We start from the raw sequence: 16403 nt of genomic DNA on the forward strand, positions 1-16403 counted from the left end.
ATCCCGGCCCATCGGACAGTCGGCGGATCAGTATCCGCTGTAGTAGTTGCTGCTCGCGCTCACGGCGATGACGAAGATGATGATGACCACCCAGATGATCACCGAGAACAGCACGCTGACGAAACCGGTGATGATACCGGTGAGCCAGAAGCCCTTCGCGGCCGGTTCCTTCTTCTTGCCGATGAAGCCGAGAATGATCGCGGCGACGCCGAACGGGAAGCCGATGCCGTAGACCCAGCCGAGCACGACACCGATGATGCCGCCGACCATCGACAGGATGCTCAGCGTCGGCGACTTGGCGGGAGCCGCGTACGGCTGCGCGTATCCGGGGGCCGGCTGTCCGTACGCGGGCTGACCGTATGCCTGCTGCTGGCCATAGGCCTGCTGCTGGCCATACGGCTGCTGACCGTACGGCTGCTGCTGACCGTAGGGCTGCTGCTGACCATAGGGCTGCTGCTGACCATACGGCTGCTGCTGGCCGTACGGCTGGCCCGGGGCCTGCGGCTGCTGGCCGTATCCGGCCGGCGGGACGGGCGCTGCCGGGGGCACGGGCGCTGCCGGGGCAGCCTCGGGCGCAGCGGGTGCAGCGGGCGCAGCGGGCGCTGCCGCGGGCTCGACGGGGGGAACAGCGCCGGTCTGCGCCTCTCCGGTCGGCACGTCGCCGCTCTGTGCGTTGGGGTCCACCGGCTCCGCCGGCACGTTCGGATCGGTCATGAGACCCATCTCCTTCAATCCTGAGAAATTCCTGTATCGCAGCCAATGCTGGCAGCGGGTGCACACGGGTGTCAACGACAGTCCCCCATCGGCGCCCCCTCGACCAGCCTACCGATCGGGATGCGCGACCGTGAGCGTCCGCACAGGAATGGGGACCGCGGTACCACGTGGCCTGGCGGTGACGCGATACCTCGGTCGTATCCGGGCCCCTGCAGGTCAGCGCATGACCTGGATCTCCGTGACAGGGAGGGTCGAGTCCGCCGAGAAGCCGAGGGTGCTCGGCTCGTGGCCCGCCATGATCAGTTGCGCGCCGAGAGCGGCGATCATCGCCCCGTTGTCCGTGCACAGCGACAGGGCGGGGATGCGCAACTCGACGCCCGCGGCCGTCGCCCGTTCCTGTGCCACCTGCCGCACCCGAGCGTTCGCGACCACCCCTCCCCCGAGCAGCAGGCGAGGGACGCCGAAGTCGGCGCAGGCGGCGAGCGCCTTCGTGATCAGCACATCCACGACGGCCTCGCGGAACGAGGCGGCGACGTCGGCGACGGGCACGGGCTCTCCCGCATCCTGTCGCTGTTCGACCCAGCGCGCGACCGCGGTCTTGAGACCGGAGAACGAGAAGTCGTACCGGTGGTGTTCGAGGTCTTTCGGCTTGGTGAGGCCGCGCGGGAACCGGATCGCCTTCGGGTCTCCGTCGACGGCGACCCTGTCGATCTGGGGGCCTCCCGGATACGGCAGCCCGAGGACGCGCGCGACCTTGTCGAACGCCTCCCCTGCCGCGTCGTCGATGGTCTCGCCGAGCAGCTCGACGTCGGTCACCAGGTCGCGGACCAGCAGCAGCGAGGTGTGGCCGCCGGAGACGAGGAGAGCGATCGTCGGCAGTTCGACGGGGTGTCCGTGCCCGCCGTGCGCGTCGAGCAGGTCCGCGCCGACATGGCCGACCAGGTGGTTCACCGCGTACAGCGGTTTGCCGAGCGAGAGGGCGAGCGCCTTCGCCGCCCCGACGCCGACCATCAGCGCACCGGACAGCCCAGGACCGCTCGTGACGGAGACCGCGTCGATGTCGGCCAGGTCGATGCCCGCGTCGGCGACGGCCGTGCGGAGCGTCGGCGTCAGCGCCTCCAGGTGGGCGCGCGCGGCGACCTCGGGAACGACGCCGCCGTAGCGGGCGTGCTCGTCCATCGATGAGGCGATCGTGTTGGCGAGCAGGGTCGTCCCCCGGACGATGCCGATGCCGGTCTCATCGCAGGAGGTCTCGATGCCGAGGACGAGGGGGTTCGCTCTGTTCATGCCGTCGTCTCTGCCGTCGTCTCTGTCGTGGTCTCGGTCGTCGTCGTTGCTGTCGTCGCCGTCGCTGTCGTGGTCTGCGGGGTCGGCACGGCGAGGCGCATCACGATCGCGTCGACGCCGTCCGGCTGGTAGTAGCGCGGCCGGACGCCGATCTCCTCGAAGCCGAGCTCGCGGTACAGGGTCTGGGCGCCTGGGTTGTCAGCGCGCACTTCGAGGAACACCTCGCGTGCCCCGCGCTTGCGAGCCTCGACGATGAGGGAAAGCATCAGCACGCGGCCGAGCCCCCTGCGGCGGGCGTGCGGGGCGACGGCGATGGTCTGGATGTCGCCCTCACCGGCGCCCTGCGGCGCAAGCAGTCCGGCATAGCCGTCGATCTGCTCTGGGTGCTCCGGCTCGAACGCGACCAGGTAGTACCCGTTGGCGCTCGCCACCTCGGAGCGCATCGAGTGCTCCGACCAGGCGTCGGAGACGAAGGTGGCGCGTTCGAGCCGCATTATCGCATCCACGTCGTCGTCCGTGGCGCGCCTGAGCTGCCAGGCGGTCACGCGCTCACCCTCTTGGGGCCGGAGGAGAGTGTGACGTCCGGCGACCGCAGGTAGAGCGGCTCGTCGGAGTCGAACGGCAGCCGGTTCGAGTAGCGCAGCTCGGCGATCATCCCGAGGGCGCCTGCGGAGACAGTGGATGCGTCGAACCGCGTCATCCCGCCGTGCGGCAGGTCGTCCGGTTTCGTCAGCCCTGGACCGTCCAGGCGCACGGGGATGCCGTGCTCGTCCAGTCCGGAGTATGCGGACCAGTAGAGCTCCTTGCGGCGGGCATCCGTCACGACGAGCAGGTCGCCCGCCGCGCCGGCGCCGTACCGCTCGAACGCGACGGCGTCGTGGCTGACCACGGGCACCAGCGGCTTCCCTGCGCCGAACGCGAACGCCTTGGCTGCGGCGATACCCACCCGCAGGCCGGTGAACGGCCCGGGACCCATACCGGCGACGACGCCGGACAGCGCGCTCACGGCGACGCCGGACTCGGCCAGCACCGCCTCGATCAGCTCGCCGATGACCTCGGCGTGCCGCATGGTGTCCGCCTCGGTGCGTTCGGCGATGATCCCGCGGTCGCGATCGACCACGGCCACACTCGTTCCGGCGGAGGTGTCGATGGCGAGAAGCATGGATCCAGCCTAAACGGGATCGGGCGACGTGCCGGAGGCCCAGCGCGGTCCGTACCCGGTCACCGTGACCGTGCGCGGCTCGTCGGCGTCCAGCTCCACATCGTCCACATCGTCCGCGGCGTCCGCGGCGTCCGCGGCGTCCCCGGCGTCCGCCGCACCCGTCGGTCGCGCGATCTCCACCTCGAGCCAGGACTCCGTCACGCCGTCGAGCATCCCGGCGCCCCACTCCACCACCACGACGGAGCGGGCGAAGTCGATGTCGAGGTCGTCCAGCTCCAGCGCGCTGCCGAGGCGGTACGCATCCACGTGTACCAGCGGCGGCCCGCCGACGACGCTCGGATGCGTTCTGGCGAGCACGAAGGTCGGGCTCGTCACCGAGCCGCGCACCTGCAGGCCATCGCCGATGCCGCGGGTCATCGTGGTCTTGCCTGCGCCGAGCGGGCCGCTCAGCACCACCAGGTCGCCCGCGCGCAGGATCGCCGCCAGCTCGACGCCGAACGTGTGCATGTCCGCCGCAGTCGGCACGACTCTCGTCACGGGCGGCCAGACGTAGCCGGTCACGGCATCCCCACGTAGCGGCGGCGCACCCTGGCGCCGATGCGCGTCACGATCTCGTAGTTGATGGTTCCAGCGGCCGCGGCCCAGTCGTCTGCCGACGGGACACCGGCCGCCGGGTCTCCGAAGAGGACGACCTCGTCGCCGACCTGCACGGGATGGTCGTCGACGTCTACCACGAACTGGTCCATGGCGATGCGGCCGCAGACGCGGAACCGTGCGCCGGCGATCGAGACAGGGGCAGTGTTGGAGGCGTGCCGCGGGATGCCTTCCGCGTAGCCGAGCGGCACGAGCGCCAGGGTCGTGTCACCGGACGTGCGATAGGTGTAGTCGTAGGAGACGCCGGTGCCTGCCGGCACGCGGCGCACAGCGGCGACGCTGCCGCGCAGGGTCATCACGGGGCGCAGTCCCAGGTCGGCGCTCGACCGGCCGGCGAGCGGCGACAGACCGTAGATGGTGAGGCCGAGGCGCACCAGGTTGAACCGCGCATCCGGGATGGTCAGCGCGGCGGCGGATGCGGCCAGGTGACGCAGCTCGGGTCGCAGTCCGGCCGCCGCAGCGCGGTCGAGCCCGCGGGTGTAGACGGCGACGGCGGCGCGGTCGTCTTCCGGGGAGGCGTTCGACACGTGGCTGAACACTCCGCGCACGACGATGTCACCCGCGTGCTCCAGCTCGCGGGCGCGGGCGAACGCCGCATCCCACTGCGGTTCGGAGATGCCGTTGCGGCTGAGCCCCGTCTCGAGCTTGAGCTGCACGAACGCCTGCCCGTGCAGCTCGCCGCGCTGTACCAGAGCGCGCCGCGCGGCCGCCACGGCGTCGAGCTGCGCGATCGAGGACACCCCGATGTCGACGCCGGCGGCGATGGCGGGAGCGAAGTCCGCATCCGGGTCGTGGAGCCAGGCCAGCAGCGGGGCGTCGATCCCAGCGTCCCTGAGCTGCATCGCCTCGGTGAGGTCGGCGACGCCGAGCCAGTCCGCTCCCCCGGCGAGCGCCGCCCGCGCACACTCGACGGCGCCGTGCCCGTAGGCGTTCGCCTTGACGACCGCCATCACGTGTTCGGTGCCGACCACCTCGCGGAGGTGCGCGACGTTCGCCGCGAGCGCCCGCAGGTCGATCACGGCCTCGCGGAAGTCCGCGCGCTCCTCGGTCTCGTGAGCGATGGTCAACTGTCCCTCTCCGTCACCACGAACGCCGTCGCGACCCCCGCGTCGTGCGTCATGGTCACATGGATGTGCGCGATCCCCCGCTCGCGCACGTCCCGTTCGATCAGGTTGTGCAGCACGAAGCCCGGGTTGCGCTCGTCGTCCGCGACGATCTCCATGTCGTGCCAGCGCACGCCCTCCGAGCCGCCGAGCGCCTTGATCAGCGCCTCCTTGGCCGCGAAGCGCGCCGCCAGCGAGTGCACGGGCAGGCCGCGCTCCGCGTCGGTGAAGAGCCGTTCCCGCAGGCGCGGCGTCCGCTCGAGGGAGCGGGCGAAGCGTTCCAGGTCGACGACGTCGACCCCGATCCCGGCGATCACGGCCGCTCCGTCACTCGACGGTGACGGACTTGGCCAGGTTGCGCGGCTGGTCCACGTCGAGGCCCTTGGCCGCGGAGAGCTCCATGGCGAAGATCTGCAGCGGCACCACGGCGAGCAGCGGCTCGAACAGCGGAGCGGCAAGCGGGATGCGGATGACCTCGTCGGCGAACGGGAGCACGGCGGCGTCGCCCTCCTCCGCGATCGCGATGACGCGCGCGCCTCTGGCGCGGATCTCCTGGATGTTCGAGACGACCTTCTTGTGCATCTCGTCCGACCAGCGCGGGCTGGGAACGACGACGAAGACCGGCTGGCCAGGCTCGATCAGCGCGATCGGACCGTGCTTGAGCTCGCCTGCCGCGAAGCCCTCCGCGTGGATGTACGCCAGCTCCTTGAGCTTCAGCGCACCCTCCAGGGCGATCGGGTATCCGACGTGGCGACCGAGGAAGAGCACGGAGCGGGTATCGGACATCCACCTGGCGAGCTGGGCGATGGTCTCGTGCGATTCCAGCACGGACGCGATCTTCTCCGGAACGGCCTGCAGCTCGTCGATGGCGTCGTGCTGCTGCACCTCGGAGAGGGTTCCGCGCACGCGCGCCAGGTGCAGGCCGAACAGGTAGAGCGCGGTGATCTGCGCGACGAACGCCTTGGTCGACGCGACGGCGACCTCCGGGCCCGCGTGCGTGTACAGCGCGGCGTCCGACTCGCGCGGGATGGTCGCGCCCTGCGTGTTGCAGACGGAGATCGCCGTGGCTCCGGCCTCGCGGGCGTACTTGACGGCCATGAGGGTGTCCATCGTCTCGCCGGACTGGCTGATCGAGATGACGAGGGTGTTGTCGGTGATGACAGGCTCGCGGTAGCGGAACTCGTGGCTCAGCTCGACGGTGACGGGCACGCGCGCCCACTTCTCGATGGCGTAGCTGCCCACCATGCCGGCGTACGCGGCGGTGCCGCAGGCGATGATCGCGATGCGGTCGATGGTCGAGAGCTTGTCGTCGCCGAGCACGTCCAGCTCCGGGATGTGCACGGTGCCGTCGACGATGCGGCCGCGCAGCGTGTTCGCGACGGCGTCCGGCTCCTCCGCGATCTCCTTGGCCATGAACGACGACCAGCCGCCCTTCTCGGCGGCGGAGGCGTCCCAGGCGATCTCGAACGGCTCCACCTCGACGGGCGAGCCGGAGAAGTCGGTGACGGTGACCGCATCCGGAGTGATGGTCACGATCTGGTCCTGGCCGATGGCCAGTGCGTTGCGGGTGTGCTCGACGAACGCTGCGACATCGGAGCCGAGGAAGTTCTCACCCTCGCCGAGGCCGATCACCAGCGGCGAGTTGCGGCGCGCGCCGACGACCACGTGCGGCTGGTCCTTGTGCAGCGCGAGCAGCGTGAATGCTCCCTCGAGGCGCGAGACGACGCGCTGGAACGCCTCGTTCAGGTCGCCCGTCGTGCGGTACTCGCGGCCGAGGAGCACGGCGGCGACCTCGGTGTCGGTCTCCGACTCGAAGGTGAAGCCGTCGGCGAGCAGTTCGTCGCGCAGCGTGGCGAAGTTCTCGATGATGCCGTTGTGGATGACGGCGAGCTTGCCGTCGTCTCCGAGGTGCGGGTGGGCGTTGCGGTCGGTCGGTCCGCCGTGGGTCGCCCAGCGGGTGTGGCCGATGCCCGTGCCGCCGTTCGGGATCGGGTGCGCATCCAGCTCACCGGCGAGCGCGGACAGCTTGCCCGCCTTCTTCGCCGTGCCGAGCTGGCCGTCCGGGCCGATCACGGCGATACCGGCCGAGTCGTACCCGCGGTACTCCAGCCGCTTCAGGCCGCCGAGCAGGACCTCAACACTCTTGTCGGTACCGACGTACCCCACGATTCCACACATGCTGCCGATTTTAGCCTGGCGCGACACCCTAGACTTGTCGCCTATGGCGGTGAACGGCGCAGCACAGGGCGTATCCACAGGCAACGGCGACTCGTCCCCGTTCGTCGAGCTGAGCAGAGCCGACTGGGCCGATCTCGCGCAGAGCACACGACTTCCGCTCAAGGAGACCGAGATCGTGCAGCTCCGCGGCCTCGGCGACCCGCTCGACATGCGCGAAGTCGAAGAGGTCTATCTGCCGCTCAGCCGCCTGCTGAACCTCTACGTCGGCGGCGCGAAGCAGTTGCACAGGGTGACCAGCCAGTTCCTCGGCGAGCGCGCGGCGAGCACCCCGTTCGTGATCGGCGTCGCGGGCTCCGTCGCCGTCGGCAAGTCGACGATCGCGCGGCTGATGCGCGAGCTGCTGTCCCGCTGGGACGACACGCCCCGTGTCGAGCTCGTCACCACCGACGGGTTTCTGCTGCCCAATGCGGAGCTGGAGCGCCGCGGCCTGATGGACAGGAAGGGCTTCCCCGAGTCGTACGACCGGAAGGCTCTCCTACGCTTCGTCACCGCCGTCAAGAGCGGCGCAGCCGAGGTGCGTGCGCCGTTCTACTCGCACCTCAGCTACGACATCGTGCCGGACGCCGAGATCGTGGTCCGCCGTCCGGACGTGCTCATCGTCGAGGGGCTCAATGTGCTGCAGCCGGCCGGAGGAGGCAACCGGCTCGCGGTCAGCGACCTGTTCGACTTCTCCGTCTACGTGGATGCGCGCACTCGCGACATCGCGCACTGGTACCAGGAGCGCTTCCTCAAGCTGCAGCGCGGGGCGTTCACCAACCCCAAGTCGTACTTCCATCGCTTCGCCGAGCTGACCGAGGAGCAGGCGCGCGCACGCGCATCCAGCATCTGGGAGTCGATCAACGAACCGAACCTCACCCAGAACATCCGGCCCACGCGCTCCCGGGCCAAGCTGGTGCTGCGAAAGGGCGCCGATCACACGGTGAGCTCCGTACTGCTGCGGAAGCTCTGATCGGGGCATAAATCCCCCAGGTCTGGATAACAGGGTCTTCACGCTCTGGTATTCAAAGCGCGTGTTATTCCATCATGAGGTATGGCCGCTCCACACTCCCGCGCCGCCGAGCTGTTCGGCGAGCGCGTGCGCGCGGCCAGGCTCGCCCTCGGCCTCTCCCAGGAGGACGCGGCGCACCTCGCCGACATGCACTCCACCAACTACGGACGGATCGAGCGAGGAGAAGCCAACGCCGAGCTCCACACGATCGTGCGGCTGGCGACAGCACTGAACGTCGACCCTGGCGACCTGCTCAAGGGGTTGTACGGGGACGAACTGCTGCCGAAGCGCACGCGCACGTACACGGTGGCCGATTTCATCGCATCCAGGAAGGGCGAGGGCGGCCGCTGAGCCGACCGGGAGACATCGTGCCAGTACAGCGTTCGAACGCCGCAGCGATCCTCGGGGACCGCATCCGGGATGCCAGGATCGCCCTCGGGCTCCCGCAGTCCGACATCGCACATCTCGCGGGAATGGACGTCGCGAACTACGGCAAGCTCGAGCGCGGCCAGAGCAATCCGACCCTCGAGACGCTGGTGCAGGTGTCCACCGTGCTCGGCATCGACCTCGGCGCGCTCACCGCCGGGCTGACCGGCATGGACATGCTTCCGCCGGAGGAGCGCGTGTTCACGGCCGCAGACTTCATCGAAGCCCGCGGCCGCAGAACCCGCTGAAAGCCGGTCAGAGACCGCTAGAGCGACAACCGCTCGCGCACGACGGTGGCGAGCTCCTCGGCGAGGCGCTCGGCCGTGTGGATGTCCGCCGCCTCGACCATCACGCGCACCAGCGGCTCCGTGCCGGACGGGCGCAGGAGCACGCGTCCGGTGTCGCCGAGCGTCGCCTCCGCCGTCTGCACGGCCGCCTTGAGGCCGTCGTCGGTGTGCACGGCGTGGTGGTCGACGTTCTTGACGTTCACCATCACCTGCGGGTAGACGGTCATCACCTGGGCGAGCTCCGCGAGGGTCTTGCCCTGGCGTGCCATCTCGCTGAGCAGGTGCAGGCCGGTCAGGATGCCGTCGCCCGTCGTGGCGAACTCGCGCATGATGACGTGACCGGACTGCTCCCCGCCGAGGGAGTAGTCGTTCTGGTTCATCTCCTCGAGCACGTACCGGTCGCCGACGGCTGTCTCGACGACCCTGATGCCGTGATCGCGCATCGCGAGCTTCAGCCCGAGGTTGCTCATCACGGTGGCGACGAGCGTGTCGTCGCGGAGCTTGCCGCGCTGTTTCATGCCGACCGCGAGGATCGCCATGATCTGGTCGCCGTCGACCACGTTGCCGTTCGCGTCGATCGCGAGGCAGCGGTCGGCGTCGCCGTCGTGCGCGATGCCGACATCCGCACCGGCGGCCAGAACGGCAGCGGCGAGATTGTCGAGGTGGGTCGAGCCGACCCCGTCGTTGATGTTCATCCCGTCCGGCGAGTCGCCGATGACGGTGACGCGGGCGCCCGCATCCGTGAACACCTCGGGCGAGACGCCGGCCGCTGCACCGTGGGCGCAGTCGAGGACGACGTGGATGCCGTCGAGGCGGTGCGGCAGGCTCGCGAGCAGGTGCAGGACGTAGCGGTCCTCAGCATCGGCGAAGCGGCGGATGCGGCCGACGGCCGCGCCGGTCGGAGCCAGCTTCTCGAGGGAGAGGTGCTCCTCGATCCTGTTCTCGACGATGTCGGGCAGTTTGGTGCCGCCCCTGGCGAAGATCTTGATTCCGTTGTCCGGTGCCGGATTGTGGGATGCGGAGACCATGACGCCGAAGTCGGCATCGAAGTCCGCGATCAGGAAAGCGGCAGCGGGCGTCGGGATGACCCCGGCGTCGTACACGTCGATGCCGGAGCTCGCGAGCCCGGCGGACACGGCCGCAGAAATGAACTCGCCCGAGACACGAGGGTCACGGGCGACGATCGCCGATGGGCGCTTGCCCGCGGCACGCCGCGCCTCCGCGCTGCGGCCTTGCGTCAGGACAGCAGCGGCTGCCTGAGCAAGGCCGAGCGCGAGGTCGGCGGTGAGACTACCGTTCGCGAGTCCGCGGACTCCGTCGGTTCCGAAAAGGCGTGGCATGAACCGAAGCCTAAGCGCTGTCGACGCTTAGCGCTTGGAGAACTGCGACGCCTTGCGGGCCTTCTTGAGACCGGCCTTCTTGCGCTCGATGACGCGAGCGTCACGAGTCAGGAAGCCCGCCTTCTTGAGGGTGGCACGGTTGTTCTCGCGGTCGATCTCGTTGAGGGCACGAGCGATCGCCAGGCGCAGCGCGCCGGCCTGGCCGGAAGGGCCACCACCGGTGATGCGTGCGATGACGTCGTAGCCGCCGATGAGGTCGAGGACCTTGAACGGGTCGGTGATGAGCTGCTGGTGCAGCTTGTTCGGGAAGTAGTCGGCGAACTCACGGCCGTTGACCGTGATGCTGCCGGAGCCGGGAACGAGGCGCGCGCGGGCGATGGCCTGCTTGCGACGGCCGACGGCCGCACCGGGAACGGTGAGGACGGGGCGCTGCGCCTGGGGGGCCTCGGAGGCCGGGGTCTCGGTCGAGTAGGACTCGACGTTGTCGGCCTGAGCCGACTCGATGCTGTCTGCGATCTTCGCCACGATGGTGATAATCCTTTATCTCTGAGTCTGAAAGGTCTGTCGGTCGCTTACTGAGCGACCTGGCCGAGGGTGTACGGCTTCGGCTGCTGGGCGGCGTGCGGGTGCTCGCTTCCCGTGTAGACCTTCAGCTTGCGGAGCTGAGCGCGGCCGATCGAGTTCTTGGGGAGCATTCCACGGACGGCCTTCTCCACAGCGCGGATCGGGTTCTTCTCGAGGAGCTCGGCGTAGGTGACAGCCGAGAGGCCGCCCGGGTAACCGGAGTGGCGGTACGCCTTCTTCTGCGCAGCCTTGGCGCCGGTGAGGGCGACCTTGTCCGCGTTGACGATGATGACGAAGTCGCCGGAGTCCATGTGGGGGGCGAACGTCGCCTTGTGCTTTCCACGGAGGAGAGCGGCGGTGTGGCTGGCGAGACGGCCGAGCACGACGTCAGTCGCGTCGATGATGAGCCAGTCGCGCTGGATCTCGTCTGCCTTCGGGGTGTAAGTGCGCGTCACAGTAGTGGCTGCTTTCTGTATCGAACGGAGGTGTTCGTGAATCCCACTCCCTGGCTGTTCCGCTCCTGGATGAGGAGGGAACCTGCCCTTCGGAGGGCTCACGTTCGTGTGTCGCACCGCAGAGGCGCGGACACCAAAGATCAATAGTACGCGACAGGCGGGATGCCGGTCAAACCGCGGGCGGGAAGCACTCAGCCTTGGGGCTGAAAAGCGGGGGAATGCGATGCGCCGGCCCCCGGAGCACCATAGCGTGAGGCGCATGGTCAAGCTATTCCCCGTCGCTCAGCGCTACATCGAGCCCCTGATCGCGATCGCGTTCTTCCTGTTCTGGGCGTTCGCGGAGGTCGGACGGCACCAGATCCATTCCGGCTTCCTGCAGAGTGTGCTGCCGTGGTGGGCGGCACTCATGGGGGTCTCCATCGCCATCGCGATCTGCCGGATCTGGCCGATGATCGCAATGGGCCTCTGCACGCTGATCGTCATCGGGCAGCTGATCTTCCCCGCAGGGGCGTTCGGCTCGACGGACTGGCCGATCGCGTTCGGGTTCCTCGTTGTGATCGTCGGCGTGAGCGTGAGCATCCGGGATCGCTGGAGGCCGCTCTCATTCGTGTTCGCCGTCGGGCTGGCTGTCTCTGTCGCAGGTCTGCTCATCGCATGGCCGAGGCTCGATTGGTACGGCCCGTTCCCCAGCACGACCACCAGCGTCGGTGCGATCGTCGTGAACAGGGTCATCATCTTCTCCGTCGCGATCGCGTTCGCGGTGTGCGCCTGGCTCCTCGGCTTCTTCGGCCGCGCCTGGCAGCAGAAGCTGCGCAGCGACGTGCTCCTCGCCCAGACCACCGACGAGTTGCGCAGCGCCGAGGTCGACCTGCTCGTCTCCCAGGAGCGCGACAGGATCGCCCAGGACGTGCACGACATCATGGCGCACTCGCTCTCCGTGATCATCGCTCAGGCAGACGGCGCCCGGTTCGTCGCTCCCGCCCGTCCAGAGGCGGTCTCCGAGTCGCTTGAGAACATCGCCGCCTCCGCTCGCACCTCGCTCACCGAGGTGCGGATGCTCATCCAGACGCTCGTCGCCGACCCGATCGGGCACTCCACCCCGACCGTCGACGACGTCGGCGAGCTGGTCGAACGGATGCGGACAGCAGGGCTCGCCGTGGAGCTGGAGCAGTTCGGAGACGCCGAGCCGCTGACCGGAGCGCAAGAACTCGCCGTCTACCGCATCGTGCAGGAGAGCCTGACGAATGCGCTCAAGCACGCGGGAGCAGAGCCGGCGGCGCGCGTCTCGCTCGACTGGCGCGGCCAGGGTCTCGCCATCGCGGTGACCTCCACCGGCACGCCGGGAGAGCGTGCACAGCAGACCACAAAATCGCGCGGCCTGTACGGGATGCACGAACGGGCACGCCTCGCCGGCGGCTGGCTCACCGCCGGGGACGACGACGACGTGCCAGGCGGATACGTCGTCACCGCGTTCATCCCCACCGCTGCCGTCGAGCAGGCGTCGTGAGCGCGATCCGGGTGGCGGTCGTCGACGACCAGGTGCTGTTCTGCTCTGGCCTCGCCATGCTGATCGAGTCGCAGCCCGACCTCGCGTTCGCCGGGTCGGCGCACGACGGCGAGGCGGCGGTCGCCCTGGTCGAGCGCGAACGGCCTGATGTGGTGCTGATGGATGTGCGGATGCCCGTGCTCGACGGCATCGCGGCGACCGAGCGCATCCTGTCCGGAACCGACCGGGGTGGCGCCGACCAGGACGGCGTTCCGAAGATCATCGTGCTCACCACGTTCCAGCGGGACGAGGCGGTGGCGCGCGCGGTACGGGCAGGCGCATCCGGATTCATCATGAAGGACACGACGCCCGAGTTCGTCCTCGCCGCGATCCGCACCGTCGACGCCGGTCACGCAGTGATCGCGCCGAAAGACACCGCCGAACTGTTCGGCGGTCAGCGGCGTGCCCCTGCGCCCGCCGCGATCGCCGGCCTCTCCGCCAGAGAGAAGGAGGTCTTCCTGCTCGCCGCTCGCGGACTCAGCAACGCCGAGGTCGGCCAGACCGCGTACATCAGCGAGGCGACGGTGAAGAGTCACATGCGCAGCATCCTGGCGAAGCTCGCGCTCACATCGCGCGTGCAGCTCGTCGCGTTCGCCTATGAGAACGGGCTGGTGCGCTGAGCAAGGCCTCCAGCGTCCCGGTCTACAGTGTCCGCCGTGCCCTGGTCTGCTCTGCGCGGATCGCGAGCCCGACGTCGTCGGGATAGCCGACCTGCGTGAGCGTCAGGCCGCGGGCCGGCATGACCTTGAACGCGTTCGTGCGCTGCTGGCCGTCGCGCAGCGCCACCAGCTCCTCCGGCGTGAGCTTGCCCTCCCCGACCCCGGCGCACGCTCCGACGAGGGAGCGCACCATGCTGTGGCAGAACGCATCGGCCCTCACCTCGGCCACGAGCACCCCGTCGTCGTCGCGCGACCAGCCGAAGTCCTGCAGTGTCCGGATGGTCGTCGCGCCCTCACGGGGCTTGCAGTAGCTGGCGAAGTCGTGGAGTCCGAGCAGGCCGAGCGCTGCCGCATCCATCGCCTCGACGTCGAGCGGGGCCGAGACCCAGGCGGTGCGGTGCCGCTGCAGGGGATCGCGCAGGGAGGCAGGGTCGGCGATGCGGTACACGTAGCGACGCCAGATCGCGGAGAACCGGGCGTCGAAGCCCTCCGGCGCAATGCTCGCCGCCGTGACGATCACGTCGGGCACAGGTCCGAGCACGCCGTTGACCCTGCGCGCCAGCACCTCGGCGGCGGGGAGGACGGGCAGTTTGCCCCTGCGGCGGCGCAGGACGGCCACCTGCGGCTCCGTCAGGTCCACGTGGGCGACCTGCCCGGTCGCGTGCACGCCCGCATCCGTTCGTCCGGCGACCGTCAAGGTGGGCGCGTCGCCGTACCGCCGGAAGATCGTCGCGAGGGCCGACTCGAGCTCGCCCTGCACGGTTCGCTGCCCCGGCTGGCGGGCCCAGCCGTTGAACCCGGTGCCCTGGTACGCGATGTCGAGGCGGAAGCGGGTGGTCACCAGGTCGTTCACATCACGATTCTACGGAAGCGCCGAGGACTGTCAGGAGCCGTTGCTATCGTGGTCCCTTCGCGATCACCCGACCCGCTATGACTCCACAGACTTCTCCCTCCCCCAGCACCTCGCCCACCAGAATCCACCCACCGCATCCGGTTCGACCGCATCCGGCGTCCGCCCAGCGGCTCACCGTCCGCCCTGCCGTCGCCGTCCGGCCCGCCGGACACCCGCCGTTCGCGGGCAGGGCCACCCGCCGCTACGCCGGCCTCGACGGACTGCGCGCCATCGCCGTCGCCGCGGTGCTCGTCTATCACCTGTTCCCCGGCGCCCTGCCGGGCGGGTTCATCGGCGTGGACATCTTCTTCGTGGTGAGCGGCTTCCTCATCACCAGTCTGCTGATGCGCGAGCGAGGCAAGACAGGGCGGATCGACCTGCGCAGCTTCTGGGTGCGAAGGGCGCGACGTCTCGTGCCCGCGATCGTGGCACTCGTCGTCGTGTGCTCCGCCGCAGCCCTGGCCGTGGGAGGCGACGTGCTCGTGGGGCTGCCGAGGCAGGTCCTCGGCGCTGCGACGTTCAGCGCCAACTGGCTGTCGATCGCGGCGGACAGCAGCTACTTCGCTCAGGATGCGCCGGAGCTGTACCGCAATCTGTGGTCGCTTGCGGTCGAGGAGCAGTTCTACCTCGTCTGGCCGCTTGTCATCCTCGCCCTCGCGCTGCTGCGGCAGTGGTGGGCGAGGCTCGCGGTGGTCTCGCTGGTCGCCATCGCATCCGCGGTCGCGATGTTCGCGCTGTACCCGGCAGGCGGCGACCCCACCCGCGTGTACTTCGGTTCGGACACCCACAGCTTCGGGCTGGCGATCGGCGCTGCGCTCGCCATCCTGATCGCCCGCGCCCGACCACTCGACCTCGACGCTGGCGAGACGGCGATGCAGGTCTTCGTCCGGCGCTGGCTGCCGCCGCTCGGCGTGCTCTCCCTGGCCGGGCTCGTCGTGTCGTGCGTTCTGCTGCGCGACGACGCCGCCTTCACCTACCGCGGCGGCCTGGTGCTGGTGAGCGTCCTGAGCGCGCTCGCGATCTGGGCGGCCGTCGTTCCAGGCGCTCGGCTCGGCCGCGTCCTCGACACCCGGCCGTTGCAGGCCGTCGGCGCACGTTCCTACGGGCTGTACCTCTGGCACTGGCCGGTCTTCGTGCTCGTCTGCGCTGTCGTGCCTGATGAGCACGACCCGGTGATGGCGCCCATCGTGGGCTTCGGCGCACTGGCCATTGCGTCCGCCGCCGCGTTCCTGTCCCACCGCTGGCTGGAGCAGCCCATCCGCAGGCACGGGATGCGCGGCGTCCTCCGCGCGGCCCGCCACCGGATGCGCGCATCCCGAACAGCACGCGCCGGAGGAATCGCGGTCGCGAGCGTCGCAGCGCTGCTCTCCGTCGCGACCGTCGCCGCGATGATCGTGGCACCGACCGCCACGGGCGCGCAGCACTTCATCGAGAGAGGGAAGGCGGCGCTCGGCGGCCCCGCGACGGGTGCGCAGCCGAACGCGGGCGGAGCCGTGCCCCACGACCGGCCGCACCTGCGCATCCCGCCCGACCCGCAGCCGGTCGCGACCGGCGCCGACATTTCGGCGTTCGGCGACTCGGTGATGCTCGCATCGGCGCCTGCACTGCAGGAGCGCTACCCCGGCATCCGGATCGACGCGGTCGTGTCCCGCCAGATGAGTGCCGCACCCGCTCTCGTCCGCGCGGCAGCGGCGGCGGGAGAGCTGCGCTCTGTGGTGCTGGTGGGCCTCGGCACCAACGGTTCGATCGGCGAGGACACGCTCGGCGCGCTCACCGATGCGATCGGCCCCCGCAGGAAGCTCGTCCTCGTCACCGTGCAGGCGCCGCGATCCTGGACGGACGGGGTCAACACCACCATCGCCGGTTTCGCCGCCGCCCACCCGAAACAGGTCGCCGTCGCGCCCTGGCGCGAAGACATCGGCGGCCACCTCGACCTGCTCGCCGACGACCAGATCCACCCCGGCCACCGCGGCGGCCTCGTCTACGCGGACGCCCTCCGGGATGCGCTGCTGACGCTGGCGGCCAACTCTCCCGTCCGCGTCGCCAACCCGTGGGACACGGCAGGACCGCGCCCCCAGTGAGCCGCGA

At 69.7% G+C, this 16403-nt stretch carries 18 protein-coding genes; 6 read left to right on the forward strand and 12 right to left on the reverse strand.

Translation table 11 applies throughout. From position 1 onward, the window contains the following. Positions 1 to 27: 27 nt before the first annotated feature. The 8 genes from ACYVGI_RS01225 to glmS all read right to left on the reverse strand — a co-directional run bounded on the left by ACYVGI_RS01225 (position 28) and on the right by glmS (position 7098). Positions 28 to 714 carry a DUF4190 domain-containing protein gene (locus tag ACYVGI_RS01225; protein ID WP_460630860.1) on the reverse strand — a complete coding sequence of 229 codons (687 nt, stop codon included), beginning with the start codon at positions 712 to 714 and terminating at the stop codon, positions 28 to 30. 216 nt (positions 715 to 930) lie between these two features. Continuing rightward, positions 931 to 2001: a tRNA (adenosine(37)-N6)-threonylcarbamoyltransferase complex transferase subunit TsaD gene (gene tsaD / locus ACYVGI_RS01230; RefSeq protein WP_460630861.1), complete on the reverse strand. Its 1071-nt coding sequence runs from the start codon at positions 1999 to 2001 to the stop codon at positions 931 to 933. Further along, complete coding sequence (gene rimI / locus ACYVGI_RS01235; RefSeq protein WP_460630862.1) at positions 1998 to 2546, reverse strand: ribosomal protein S18-alanine N-acetyltransferase; 549 nt, start codon at positions 2544 to 2546, stop codon at positions 1998 to 2000. The genes tsaD and rimI overlap by 4 nt, the downstream gene beginning before the upstream one ends. Beyond that, positions 2543 to 3163, reverse strand: a complete 621-nt coding sequence (gene tsaB / locus ACYVGI_RS01240) for a tRNA (adenosine(37)-N6)-threonylcarbamoyltransferase complex dimerization subunit type 1 TsaB (RefSeq protein WP_460630863.1) — start codon at positions 3161 to 3163, stop codon at positions 2543 to 2545. The genes rimI and tsaB overlap by 4 nt, the downstream gene beginning before the upstream one ends. 9 nt (positions 3164 to 3172) lie before the next feature. Continuing rightward, positions 3173 to 3724, reverse strand: a complete 552-nt coding sequence (tsaE, locus tag ACYVGI_RS01245; protein WP_460630864.1) for a tRNA (adenosine(37)-N6)-threonylcarbamoyltransferase complex ATPase subunit type 1 TsaE — start codon at positions 3722 to 3724, stop codon at positions 3173 to 3175. After that, positions 3721 to 4884: an alanine racemase gene (gene alr / locus ACYVGI_RS01250; RefSeq protein ID WP_460630865.1), complete on the reverse strand. Its 1164-nt coding sequence runs from the start codon at positions 4882 to 4884 to the stop codon at positions 3721 to 3723. The genes tsaE and alr overlap by 4 nt, the downstream gene beginning before the upstream one ends. After that, positions 4881 to 5237 carry a holo-ACP synthase gene (locus tag ACYVGI_RS01255; RefSeq protein ID WP_460630866.1) on the reverse strand — a complete coding sequence of 119 codons (357 nt, stop codon included), beginning with the start codon at positions 5235 to 5237 and terminating at the stop codon, positions 4881 to 4883. Before ACYVGI_RS01255 ends, alr begins: the two co-directional genes overlap by 4 nt. Positions 5238 to 5247: 10 nt before the next feature. Continuing rightward, positions 5248 to 7098, reverse strand: a complete 1851-nt coding sequence (glmS, locus tag ACYVGI_RS01260) for a glutamine--fructose-6-phosphate transaminase (isomerizing) (protein WP_460630867.1) — start codon at positions 7096 to 7098, stop codon at positions 5248 to 5250. A 43-nt stretch (positions 7099 to 7141) separates the two neighbouring features. On the opposite strand from glmS, the gene coaA reads away from it, so the two are divergent. The 3 genes from coaA (at position 7142) to ACYVGI_RS01275 (ending at position 8820) form a co-directional block, all read left to right on the forward strand. Then, entirely contained in the window at positions 7142 to 8107 is a 966-nt protein-coding gene (gene coaA, locus ACYVGI_RS01265) for a type I pantothenate kinase (protein WP_055894851.1), read from the forward strand. Between the two features lie 81 nt (positions 8108 to 8188). Next, a complete protein-coding gene (locus ACYVGI_RS01270) occupies positions 8189 to 8497 on the forward strand; it encodes a helix-turn-helix domain-containing protein (RefSeq protein ID WP_460630868.1) in 309 nt (102 codons plus the stop codon). A gap of 17 nt (positions 8498 to 8514) precedes the next feature. After that, complete coding sequence (locus ACYVGI_RS01275; RefSeq protein WP_460630869.1) at positions 8515 to 8820, forward strand: helix-turn-helix domain-containing protein; 306 nt, start codon at positions 8515 to 8517, stop codon at positions 8818 to 8820. A 17-nt stretch (positions 8821 to 8837) separates the two neighbouring features. On the opposite strand, the gene glmM is transcribed toward ACYVGI_RS01275, so the two are convergent. From glmM to rplM, 3 genes are read right to left on the reverse strand one after another with little or no spacing between them, the layout of a single operon-like run. Beyond that, complete coding sequence (glmM, locus tag ACYVGI_RS01280; RefSeq protein ID WP_460630870.1) at positions 8838 to 10199, reverse strand: phosphoglucosamine mutase; 1362 nt, start codon at positions 10197 to 10199, stop codon at positions 8838 to 8840. 27 nt (positions 10200 to 10226) lie between these two features. Beyond that, entirely contained in the window at positions 10227 to 10724 is a 498-nt protein-coding gene (rpsI, locus tag ACYVGI_RS01285) for a 30S ribosomal protein S9 (protein ID WP_055894843.1), read from the reverse strand. 47 nt (positions 10725 to 10771) lie between these two features. After that, entirely contained in the window at positions 10772 to 11218 is a 447-nt protein-coding gene (rplM, locus tag ACYVGI_RS01290; protein WP_460630871.1) for a 50S ribosomal protein L13, read from the reverse strand. Between the two features lie 259 nt (positions 11219 to 11477). On the opposite strand from rplM, the gene ACYVGI_RS01295 reads away from it, so the two are divergent. Further along, the gene (locus ACYVGI_RS01295; RefSeq protein WP_460630872.1) at positions 11478 to 12725 is read left to right on the forward strand and encodes a sensor histidine kinase; all 1248 of its coding nucleotides are present in this window, start codon (positions 11478 to 11480) and stop codon (positions 12723 to 12725) included. Beyond that, complete coding sequence (locus tag ACYVGI_RS01300) at positions 12722 to 13384, forward strand: response regulator (protein WP_460630873.1); 663 nt, start codon at positions 12722 to 12724, stop codon at positions 13382 to 13384. The genes ACYVGI_RS01295 and ACYVGI_RS01300 overlap by 4 nt, the downstream gene beginning before the upstream one ends. A gap of 22 nt (positions 13385 to 13406) precedes the next feature. On the opposite strand, the gene truA is transcribed toward ACYVGI_RS01300, so the two are convergent. Beyond that, positions 13407 to 14276, reverse strand: a complete 870-nt coding sequence (truA, locus tag ACYVGI_RS01305) for a tRNA pseudouridine(38-40) synthase TruA (protein WP_460630874.1) — start codon at positions 14274 to 14276, stop codon at positions 13407 to 13409. A gap of 77 nt (positions 14277 to 14353) precedes the next feature. Here truA and ACYVGI_RS01310 point away from each other — a divergent pair, with 77 nt between their 5' ends. Continuing rightward, positions 14354 to 16396 (forward strand): acyltransferase family protein, encoded by a 2043-nt coding sequence (locus ACYVGI_RS01310; protein WP_460630875.1) that lies wholly within the window; start codon positions 14354 to 14356, stop codon positions 16394 to 16396. Positions 16397 to 16403 lie beyond the last annotated feature (7 nt).

It is taken from the genome of Leifsonia lichenia, from assembly GCF_054780215.1.

Excerpts from the sequence above, each read along its gene's own strand:
- ACYVGI_RS01225 (WP_460630860.1), bottom strand. The coding sequence starts at position 714 with ATGACCGATCCGAACGTGCCGGCGGAGCCGGTGGACCCCAACGCACAG.
- tsaD (WP_460630861.1), bottom strand. The coding sequence starts at position 2,001 with ATGAACAGAGCGAACCCCCTCGTCCTCGGCATCGAGACCTCCTGCGAT.
- tsaB (WP_460630863.1), bottom strand. The coding sequence starts at position 3,163 with ATGCTTCTCGCCATCGACACCTCCGCCGGAACGAGTGTGGCCGTGGTC.
- glmS (WP_460630867.1), bottom strand. The coding sequence starts at position 7,098 with ATGTGTGGAATCGTGGGGTACGTCGGTACCGACAAGAGTGTTGAGGTC.
- coaA (WP_055894851.1), top strand. The coding sequence starts at position 7,142 with ATGGCGGTGAACGGCGCAGCACAGGGCGTATCCACAGGCAACGGCGAC.
- ACYVGI_RS01270 (WP_460630868.1), top strand. The coding sequence starts at position 8,189 with ATGGCCGCTCCACACTCCCGCGCCGCCGAGCTGTTCGGCGAGCGCGTG.
- glmM (WP_460630870.1), bottom strand. The coding sequence starts at position 10,199 with ATGCCACGCCTTTTCGGAACCGACGGAGTCCGCGGACTCGCGAACGGT.
- ACYVGI_RS01295 (WP_460630872.1), top strand. The coding sequence starts at position 11,478 with ATGGTCAAGCTATTCCCCGTCGCTCAGCGCTACATCGAGCCCCTGATC.
- ACYVGI_RS01310 (WP_460630875.1), top strand. The coding sequence starts at position 14,354 with ATGACTCCACAGACTTCTCCCTCCCCCAGCACCTCGCCCACCAGAATC.